This window comes from Escherichia sp. MOD1-EC5189, from assembly GCF_002966045.1.
Classification (GTDB): Bacteria; Pseudomonadota; Gammaproteobacteria; order Enterobacterales; family Enterobacteriaceae; genus Escherichia; species Escherichia coli_F.
On sequence record NZ_PTRX01000055.1, the window covers coordinates 1 to 9,384 of the forward strand.

Sequence of the window (9,384 nt, forward strand, 5' to 3'; positions counted from 1 at the left end):
GGTCTGACTCCAATTGAATATCGGAATCAGACCTATATGCCTCGTGTTTAACTGTCCAACTTTTTGGGGTCAGTACACAATCAACCAGGGGCTCTACTGTAATGCCTAGACAACATTATAGTAGCCTGATAATTTAGATATGTGTACATCCTACCGGAAAAGATACTTTTCAGGTCATTTATCAATGGGTGTTATTACCACCGGTAGTTTGTTTACGTCTTCTAAATTAACTGGTACCGGAGGTAACCATATTAATCTAGGTTTACGCTCATGGGCTAGTTCTGGTTTCTTACTTCCTGTCCAGTATGTATGCCAGTGTCCCCGGCGTATATGAGGACGTTTGCTACCTATTGTTGTCCGCTCTTTCCCTGTGGGTTCTGCTTGGCGATATTGCCGTATGGCTTGCCCCATTCGAATACCAACGTCCCACTCCCGAATGTTTTGTGCTGGTAGTTCATGGTGAGTGTGAACATGCTTTTTGTGCTTTTCTGACCGTTTAAATTGATTTTTTTCTTTTATATCATTGATCTGTGAACAGATATAAAGCACCATTGATATCTGTGCGTTAAGAAGATTAAACTCCCTGTCTCTGAAATCTTTGAGCTTTTCGTTAACTGTTACGACGACTTCACCATCGATACACTCCATCTTTCTGGAGTCAAGAAGTCCTTCACGAGAGTCCTTTATTCTGATGATATTATTGACGACGTCAACATTCTTTTCTTTTAGCCCTGTAGTTCCTTGACTTTGTTTCAGATCATCAATAATGAAAAGCCGGATAATATTTCCATTATTGTCCAAAAATGGATAAAAGAAAAATCCATGTATCGGATAGGACGTAGGAAGTATAGTATGCAGATTTTCGGCTGAAACATAGATACTCCATGAAGGGAGTTCCTTGAGGATCTGTGCAGGAATGTTATCAACATAGGTGTTAGCCACATCACTGATGATGTCCTCGCTTAGGCGATAAATTTTCTTTGTATAGCGCCAGTATATAAAACACAAAATACTGTGTGGTGACGATAATTCGTTTCCATGAAATAAAGATTCTAGTTTAGAAGCCAGTTCTTCATTTTTTTGTTGGCTCTGGAGACGACTCATTAGTATGCGTTCTTCATCTTTTCTGTCGATAAATAATAATGGATTGTAGCTGCGTTTTTTATTTCGGCATGCAAAGATTTGCTCTTCAAGCCCAGGGATTGTGTTGATGACTTTTTTTATCTTTTTCAGGAAAATAGGTTGTTTTAACTGCGACATTTCCATCTCCTAAGGGGATTCTTTTATTAACTAAAATCAGCATAACATGCGTTGTTGTGAAGTAGAGAACCATGTATTGGGTTGGTTGTTAACTTCAAAAACAACGCTGAATCATTCAAATAATAAAAGGATTGTTACAGATACGAAAGTCGTTAGAATAGCTGCGGGCGCTTGAGGCTGTATGCCGAAAGCGTTTTGTGGACGGTATACAGCAGAAAGCCCCTGGAGATTTTTTTATCAATCAACCAAGGGCTCTACTGTAATGCGTGAACAACATTATAGTAGCCCGATAACCGCCGTAAGGCAATGGAGGGGCTATGATGCCACAGCGAACGTTTTTAATGATGTTAATCGTCGTCTGTGTGACGATTCTGTGTTTTGTCTGGATAGTGAGGGATTCGCTTTGCGGACTCCGGCTCCAGCAGGGAAACACAGTGCTTGTGGCAACGTTAGCCTACGAAGTTAAACGTTAACGGGCAACACGGCGGCAGGTTTTCTGCCGCCGCTTTGTTGCGAAGGCTGACCTCATTGCGCCCTTTCTTCTTCAATGAAGCGTATCCGGTATTGTTTCATTTTCCCTGAAGCCCATTAGCTCCAGCCGAATGCCTTTGCCATCGGGGGCCACGTTCTGCATTTCGCAGATACCACGTCGGGTCATGAGTGTGAAGGCTGTCATTGCCAGCATGGCTAACGCATTTTCCTCGCTTCCGCAGCGTTTCTCGAGAGCATCGGCAATTTCTTCTATGCTCCCCACCTGAAAGCAAGAGTCGAATTCTTTACTCCACTTTTCTGACATCGGATTTTCTCTCTGTATTTATGGGTAGTTATCGAACTGAATGTGCCAGTTTTTTCAGGAGACGGCAAAGTTGAGATGGTTGGTTCTGATTCAGAGCATGAGTTTCCCCGGTGTGACGGGCATGGCGGGGCGGATTTGCAGAAACAACAGATGTAAAAAAACCGACTGGTGAGGTCGGCTTTTTTACTGTTCCGCTACAGAGTTGGTTGCTCTGGACGGGAAAAGACAGTCTGTATCTAACATAATCAATTCTATGCTTTGTCCCACACTATGTCAAAAATCCTGCTAATCAAGTAGTATACAAAATGTTAGCTCTACTGATTGTCTGAGTTCGACAACTGACGGATTTGTTAAGTCCTGGTCGGAATAACAGGTGGTGCTGCTTCCGGTGCTCTGGTCGGAGTGAGGCAGTCTGTATCTAACAATAGAGGCAACCGTAGTGACAGGCAGCCCATGAGTAAGCTGCGGTGTTTCGCTCCCTTATCAAGGGAAAACGGATGATTAATCTGTTAATCATCGTTCTCAGGGCAGTGGTTGCCGTTGCAAACGCGCTGATTGCTGTTCTGGAACTGATCCGGGAACTTGTCGACTGATAAGCCTGGAAACGTAACTAAGGGCAGGAGGTGACCGCTTCCTGCCCTTTAACAAAAAGAGATCTCACGTTAAAAATTTGTACCCTTCTTTAACTTCCAGTGCCTGCTCCTTTGAGTCAAACATCAGTCTTGTTTTCCCGGGAACACCCCATGAAATGTATTCGACATCTATCCACCATTTTCCATATTCTTCATACGGCCCGGATATTACTTTTTTGACAAAGGCGTCTACCAGATTCATTGTTTTTTCCTTTTTGTGTTGAAAATAATTAATGCCAGAGCACAACGAAAATAATGAATGCACTGGCTGTGATAATTGCGATTTTCTCCCATATGATATTTTTCTCATGGGGGATTCTACGGAGATTATTTCTTCGCATTGAGATACCGGTATTCATGTTTTATCAGCTTATGGGGTTAAATAGTCACGGACATCATGCGGACGGTTCCCTGTCACATGCCATCTGGTTTTTTCATTCAAATTGAGAGATATTACTAAGTTGAGTCGCTTGCGATAGTGGACTCCTGTTTGTAAGTGAGTGCCATTGTTTATTTCATGAAGAGGATTGATTATGAGCATGCCTCCTGCGATAGCTAATACTTTCTTGTTTGAAATGATGAAGAGTAAATCAAAAGACGTTACACTTGCTGTGATCTATGCATTAGGTGAAGGCCGATGTCAGGCGGAGAACATTACGCGTGAATTACATAGATTGAGTCAAAGTGATGATATGGAAATAAAAATTGCTGCGATTAAAGCACTTGGTCGAATTTATCGGTAACGGCATAAGTTATCTGTTGTAATGAACAAAAGCCGGCTCATTTGAACCGGCTGTTATGGAGGGAGCTTATCTTAAAATACTTCGGCTACAGGCATGCCTGCAATCTGCTCCCACTCCTTACGCTTTTCCTGAATCAGACGAGGAAAGTCGACAGGGTAATCATATCCTCGACTTGCCATAGCGTGCATGGTGTTTGATGCGGTTTCTGGATGAGTACACCATGATGGAATAGGAATCATTGGCAGATTGATGTATTTTGTATGAATTTCCAGTGTTTTGTCGTCTGTTACAGTACGAGTGAAATTATGAATGTCAAAACCGATAACATCCATAATGTTGCCTGGATAGATACGGACATACAACATTGTGCCATTTTTAAGGTCAATACCAAAATAAGCTCCCTGAGTTAAAGATAATCCTTCATACCCCTTCTCTGGAGAGTAGAAGCCTGACTCTTTTATTGTTTGTACAACTTTTCTTATCTTTTCTCTCCTTGTCTTTGCACGTGAATACATCCATATACCTGGCGCAAGTAATAAGAACCACCATAACAATATGTAGAAATAAGCATTAACGTCTTTCCCGTAATATGGGTCTATTATCAATCCAGTGATAGACATAACACCACAAAACAGGAAAAAAGGAATGCCAAGAAAGAAATAAGCTTTCCTTAATACATAATAAAGTAGCCACCAGGTTGGAAATCTGTCAGTTGTCTCTTTTTTGGTTTTCATATAATGCCTCCCCTCGTACTATTTATTATTCTAATACCGATGGGGAGGTTGTGCAATATTTATATTGGTCTTATCCTTTTATTCCATCTTTCTCGTCTTTCCCTTTTGTTAAATCTTTTAGATGTTCATTTTTTATTCCGGGAGCATGTCGGATATTGCGACTTCCTCCAATAAATATTTCCTTAACAGAATTTGCCATGCTGCCAAGTGTGTTAGCTCCATCACGTCCACCCAGGAAATTAATAACATGATCAGGTAGGTAGGCCTGAAGGGCAAATATGGCAGCTACAGTGGTTGTACAAATTCTGGCGTATATCAGCAGGAAACCAGCAAGACTGAAAATACCGGTCAGCGAATTGAACTGTACGTTAACCAGGGCAGCGCCAAATAATGTATTCAGTATTGTGCCTACAGCGATGATGGCTACAGAAGCAAAGAAAAAACCGAAGACCATGATGGGCGGCCTTATCATACTATCAATTAAGTATATATAACCGTAGGCTGCCCGACTTCCTCTGTCTTCTGATGTCCCGAGATGTGTTGCAGCCCACAGAGGCCCGGCGGTACATCCTATTAATACGCTGACTATCCAGTTCCCGATGCCTGTCATCCAGAAAATAAACGGAATAAATGGTAGGTAAATTGATAAGGAAAATCCAGCGCAGAACATCAGGAACAAAAGAAAGTAAACTGGTGGAGCAAGTGCTTCAAACAGCGCGGTAAGCATCGAAGCGGCACCTGTTAGTGAGTTAAATAGTTTTACAAGAATTGAAGCGTCGCCACCGGCAACTACAACTCTGGCAGTTGTATATATAGTCCAGAGTCCTTCAGTGCTGACCATTGTTATATCTCCGATATTTTTCATTTTTATCAGAGGGTTGACTTGATTACTGGTGGTGCCTGAACCACTTATTTCTGTTGCAATAAGATTTGTGTAATACGCCATGTTTCTGCCTAATATTGCAGATATTGCAGAGTTTGGATCTTGCGCATTAGCCATTCGTTGCTCATTGGCTGATGTAACAGTGCCCAGAGGCGGTGTATAGGTGGTGTTCTGTAATTGAGTCTTGTAGGCACTCATGACTGCACTGAATAAGTCAGTATCACCAACTTCTCCCAGTGATGACATTGAGGTTACAGCTGGAGCTCTGTCAGCCAGCTCTGCCAGACGTTGGTTAGCAGTGGCAAAGGTCTGATACCACGCGCCAAGCGTCACCCATCCATAGGTTGTGAGATAAGACTTGAGAGCTTCTTTCCTGGATTGTTCTCCGTTATCAATAGGTAATGATTTTTGTACAGCACGTTCATACTCGTCGGCTGCTCTCTGAATCCGTGTCTCGATATCCGGCAGTGTTCCGTTGCCAGAATTTCTTTTTTCCAGAAATGTTGTCACAAACTCACTGGCAGCGTTGTCCATGTCGCTAATCATATTATCCATGGCTGCACGTTGTGCTGAGATAACACCGCTGTATTCGTTTTTACTGAAGGGATTAAAGAATTTTCCAATCGTCGACTGATCTGTTGTTCCGTTCCCTTCTACTGACAGGCTGGCAGTACCACAGATACCGCTGCCATTGGATACTGTGACAGTGTAATTACCACTGGCGGTTTTAGCTGATTCTGTCATCAGTGAAGTCGAGGATTTGGCCGTCTGATTAAAATCATTTAGCCCTGCGTTAACCGCATACTTACACAGTTCCATTTCAAAAATGCCACGCGCTGCTGTTTGTGTGGATGCCTGAACTGGCTGTACAGTCATTGAATAACCATTTGCGATATTATCAGCGGCAACTTGCACCATCACATTGGCGGACCCCACCCCCATTATCGATGCGCCCCATAACATAATGAGCTGAGCGAGACTCCAGCCATTTCCGGTAGGAACGATCATCAGAAAACCTGCGACGAAACTCAGTATGCCGACAATATCGCGCCCGACGCTGAATACCTGTCCCTGATGCCCCGAACGCACAACATGGCGGATACTAATGAAGATACACCAGACGATAGCAAGTACGGCAATGATATTGTTGAACACCCAGAACATGCTTCCGATCAGGGTGGGGTCGCTGGTTGACAGTGGATTGGTGACCACATCACCGAATATCGTGACCAGCGCCTGGCGGGACAGATCGTCAGGATTGGTGGCGGCAGACACAATATCCTGATAGGTCACTGAAGCCATTGCCGGCAGTGAGGATATAGCAAGGCCTGCACAGAGTGCGCGAAGTAAAATTTTCACAGTAACTCCGGAATAGAATTGCGTATGGGCAAAGGCCACACAGGATTTAATTAAGGGGGATGGCGACATGCCAGTGGTACTGGCATCTGGACGTGATCAGTATTGTTTACTGGTTACGGCAATTAATGTGGCATTGCGCCAGCCATTGCGGTCGTTCAGAAAATCACGGAAAGTCCCCTGCTCGGGTTCGCTGACTTTTCGTTCATGCAACTGCCAGAGGCGGTATGTAACTATCAGAGCTCTGGAAGCACAAAGAGCGACGCCTGACAGTATCAACATAAGAGTGCTGATGGCGCGTACCAGTGTCATCAAAGGTAATGAGGAGGCGGCAAAGAGCATACCGCTGAGGAATAAAGCGATGGCCAGCAGACTCCAGCAGCATAACCGCCATGCTGTTCTGCGCCGACGGAAACGGCGATCCAGATCGTCTACTGACATATGGCTGGCCTGCAGAGCTTCTTCCCACGAGAGGCAGAGTTGCGCCTTTTTATTATTTACCTGACGGAATTTTTCCAGCCTGCTTTTTTGTTGCTTTAGCATATGCTGTACAGAATTCGTTATCAGGCGAGTTTCCATCAGCGGAACAAAAATGTTAATAATCCTCCGGGTGGCTATGCGGGTTATGGATGGTGATTTTTTGACGTTTTTCGTCTGGTCTGAATTTTCCGGTAACTTATTCATTTTTTCAGTCCTGTTCTGACGTCAGCTTTCAACGTGCGTTTGCCTGATTGATTGTTTTCTCAAGGCTACCGAGTTGTTTTTCATAATACTGGCGGGCAGTCAGAGCCAGTTGCTGGCCAGAGATAACATTACCCTGGCGGATCTGTTCTTTCAGATCGTTCAGCTGCCAGTTCATTTGCGCAGTGATTCTTACCAGTTCACGGAGCAGGTTATCCCCCTGCATTTCCTGTAAATCCACCAGGTATGCTGTGTTGGCGTAGCGCCGACCAGCCTCAAAAGCTTCAAACTCACGGGTACTCATATATCCCCGTGCTTTTGCTTCTGGTGAAGCCACCTGGTCGAAGTAAGCGGCCGCTGAGTCTGACTGCAGTGTTTCAGCCAATGCTTTACGTGTGCTTTCATTAGGCGTGCTGTCAGCAATCAACGTCAGTTGGGGATTCGACGCAGAATCAATGATGCCGTTGTATTCGTTCTGGAGTCCGACGTAGGTTCGCCCACTCTGGGTATTCACTTCTCCTTTACCCAGAGCACGACCGGCAGAGGGGCGGGAAGTGTTTTTCATGTAAGCCGTCGCTGCATCTATTTGCTTCTGATCCCATGTCAGTGCCGCAGGTGTGTCCGCTGTACCTGCGCCGTGGTAAATCGAGCGTACCTGACTGTCTCCACCTGGTATTTCGCCCACAGAAGGACAAACGGCGGTTCCTCCAAAACGTGCATATTCTGCTTCTGTACAGTAACTGGCGTGTATGGCCGCGCCATCATAAGCTTCCCGCACGGGAGAGTTTGCTGCGCTGGCCAGACGGTCGCGGATGTTACGGTTGCTCACACCGCCACCTTTACTGAGTTTTGAGGCTGCGGATGCTGAGGCACTTTTGCTTTCTGTTGCAATCCCTGATGCGGATTCACTGCAGATGGAGTCTGGCACGGTGAAGCTTTTCCGTGCCTCCTCGAGGCGCTGAGTTTCATTACTGAAAATCATCTGCTGACGTGTCGCCTGTCCGTTCTGGGCAATGACACTTGCCAGCTTTTCAGAGTTCTGATTGATAGCGGTACCCGTGGCTGTCTGGGTACTCAGTATGTTGCCAAGGACATCTTTGATGGCTTCCATTCTGGGGATGACCTGCTCTTCAACAGGCCGGCTGGCGACGACGGTGACTGAATAAGCATGAGCCTGGCATGCCGTTCCACTCAGGGTGGCTATAAGGGCTGCGAGTAATGTTTTTCTTTGCATTTTATTGTCTCCTGCTCGGGATGGAGCACAAGGTCAGGAAGGCTGTCGTATTTTCTGTCTTCAGGTAGTGGGGCCAGTGGGAAACACTGATATCGCCTGGTGATATAACCTTTCCTGTTCCGGTTATCGATGATGCTGAAAGAACGACGTCTGACGCGCCGTAAGGTGGAAGGGTCAGTATCCATAACAGGCCAGTCACCGGCACTCAGTGCCGGCGTTCCGGGAACGGATGGCCATAACCAGGTATCATCGGACATCAGCGAAGCCAGCGGTGAAGGGAGTATCCACTGGATGACATGCTGAACGTCGAATGGTGCTTCATCCGGGACAGAAACCTGCCATATTGCCGTTGTTATCAGCTCATCTGTGCTGGACGGCAACAACAGCCGCATGCCTGTGACCTTTCCCTGTGTTCTGGCATCCGAGGCGTATATCACTCTGGGATTGGGGGCCGGATGTAACCTGAAGACACGTGACGGCAGAGTGAATGAGAAACTGTCACCTTTTACCTCAAGTTTTTTAAGAAATACCTGCCCTCTGGCAGGTCTCCGGCAGCGTGGGGTGATATGAATTGTACACATCAGAGATTGTATCCCTGTTTTCGGATGAGCTCCGAGGCCAGTTCTTCAATAACATTGTCACTGTTATGTTGGCCCGCCCGGTGCTCAATTAATGACGTTGCAGAACCTCTGGGGAAGTTTTCGGCCAGAATCTTACGTGCCCGAACTGAACCTAACTTATTTGTCAGTGTTTTACGCAGGGCACTGTCTTTTGGCGATGAGTTCAGCGCCCATAGCTCCAGTGGACCGACGGTAAATTTGAGTATTCTCGCAAGCGTGCCACTTTTTACCCTGAATACTCCCAGAACAGGAACACCACTACCATCTGGTGCCGGGCCTTCCGGCATTTTCAGGAAGCGTTTCAGCATAAATTCAGGAACGTTGAAGTTATCCCTCAGTACGGGGATATCTTCGGGTTTGTAGCGCAGTGTCAACGACGGATGAAAAGTGATCCACTTATATCTCCACCAACGGCCCAATATTGATCCACCGTTTTACTCAGGAT

Annotated in this window: 11 protein-coding genes and 1 pseudogene; 3 read left to right on the forward strand and 9 right to left on the reverse strand. The window is 45.6% G+C overall.

The genetic code is table 11. From position 1 onward, the window contains the following. Nucleotides 1-174 precede the first annotated feature (174 nt). A complete protein-coding gene (finQ, locus tag ATB02_RS24795; protein WP_276527221.1) occupies nt 175-954 on the reverse strand; it encodes a protein FinQ in 780 nt (259 codons plus the stop codon). 626 nt (nt 955-1,580) lie between these two features. On the opposite strand from finQ, the gene ATB02_RS24800 reads away from it, so the two are divergent. Continuing rightward, nucleotides 1,581-1,733 (forward strand): Hok/Gef family protein, encoded by a 153-nt coding sequence (locus tag ATB02_RS24800; protein WP_024179505.1) that lies wholly within the window; start codon nt 1,581-1,583, stop codon nt 1,731-1,733. Nucleotides 1,734-1,804: 71 nt separating this feature from the next. Here the strand turns inward: ATB02_RS24800 and ATB02_RS24805 are convergent, their stop codons facing one another. Continuing rightward, nucleotides 1,805-2,056 carry a hypothetical protein gene (locus ATB02_RS24805; RefSeq protein WP_089559592.1) on the reverse strand — a complete coding sequence of 84 codons (252 nt, stop codon included), beginning with the start codon at nt 2,054-2,056 and terminating at the stop codon, nt 1,805-1,807. 497 nt (nt 2,057-2,553) lie between these two features. Here ATB02_RS24805 and dqlB point away from each other — a divergent pair, with 497 nt between their 5' ends. Next, nucleotides 2,554-2,649 (forward strand): DinQ-like type I toxin DqlB, encoded by a 96-nt coding sequence (gene dqlB / locus ATB02_RS26965; protein ID WP_001303310.1) that lies wholly within the window; start codon nt 2,554-2,556, stop codon nt 2,647-2,649. Between the two features lie 64 nt (nt 2,650-2,713). On the opposite strand, the gene ATB02_RS26505 is transcribed toward dqlB, so the two are convergent. Next, the gene (locus tag ATB02_RS26505; protein ID WP_001054898.1) at nt 2,714-2,890 is read right to left on the reverse strand and encodes a hypothetical protein; all 177 of its coding nucleotides are present in this window, start codon (nt 2,888-2,890) and stop codon (nt 2,714-2,716) included. A gap of 331 nt (nt 2,891-3,221) precedes the next feature. Between ATB02_RS26505 and ATB02_RS24810 the strand changes: the two genes are divergently transcribed. Further along, complete coding sequence (locus tag ATB02_RS24810) at nt 3,222-3,431, forward strand: HEAT repeat domain-containing protein (RefSeq protein ID WP_079975703.1); 210 nt, start codon at nt 3,222-3,224, stop codon at nt 3,429-3,431. Between the two features lie 71 nt (nt 3,432-3,502). Here ATB02_RS24810 and excA read toward each other — a convergent pair whose 3' ends face one another. From excA to ATB02_RS24840, 6 genes and pseudogenes are all read right to left on the reverse strand, one after another. Next, nucleotides 3,503-4,165, reverse strand: coding sequence for a plasmid IncI1-type surface exclusion protein ExcA (excA, locus tag ATB02_RS24815; RefSeq protein WP_089559594.1), 663 nt, complete (start codon nt 4,163-4,165; stop codon nt 3,503-3,505). Nucleotides 4,166-4,235: 70 nt separating this feature from the next. Beyond that, on the reverse strand, nt 4,236-6,407 hold the full coding sequence (locus ATB02_RS24820; RefSeq protein WP_105272372.1) for a DotA/TraY family protein: 2,172 nt from the start codon (nt 6,405-6,407) through the stop codon (nt 4,236-4,238). Between the two features lie 96 nt (nt 6,408-6,503). Next, nucleotides 6,504-7,088 (reverse strand): conjugal transfer protein TraX, encoded by a 585-nt coding sequence (gene traX / locus ATB02_RS24825; RefSeq protein WP_089559597.1) that lies wholly within the window; start codon nt 7,086-7,088, stop codon nt 6,504-6,506. Nucleotides 7,089-7,116: 28 nt separating this feature from the next. Continuing rightward, nucleotides 7,117-8,319, reverse strand: coding sequence for an IncI1-type conjugal transfer protein TraW (gene traW / locus ATB02_RS24830; protein ID WP_033560223.1), 1,203 nt, complete (start codon nt 8,317-8,319; stop codon nt 7,117-7,119). Beyond that, nucleotides 8,286-8,900 (reverse strand): IncI1-type conjugal transfer protein TraV, encoded by a 615-nt coding sequence (gene traV, locus ATB02_RS24835; RefSeq protein WP_000337399.1) that lies wholly within the window; start codon nt 8,898-8,900, stop codon nt 8,286-8,288. Before traV ends, traW begins: the two co-directional genes overlap by 34 nt. Further along, nucleotides 8,900-9,307 (reverse strand): annotated as a pseudogene (locus tag ATB02_RS24840) (ATP-binding protein); the annotation flags it as partial. The pseudogene ATB02_RS24840 and the gene traV, both read right to left, overlap by 1 nt. Nucleotides 9,308-9,384 lie beyond the last annotated feature (77 nt).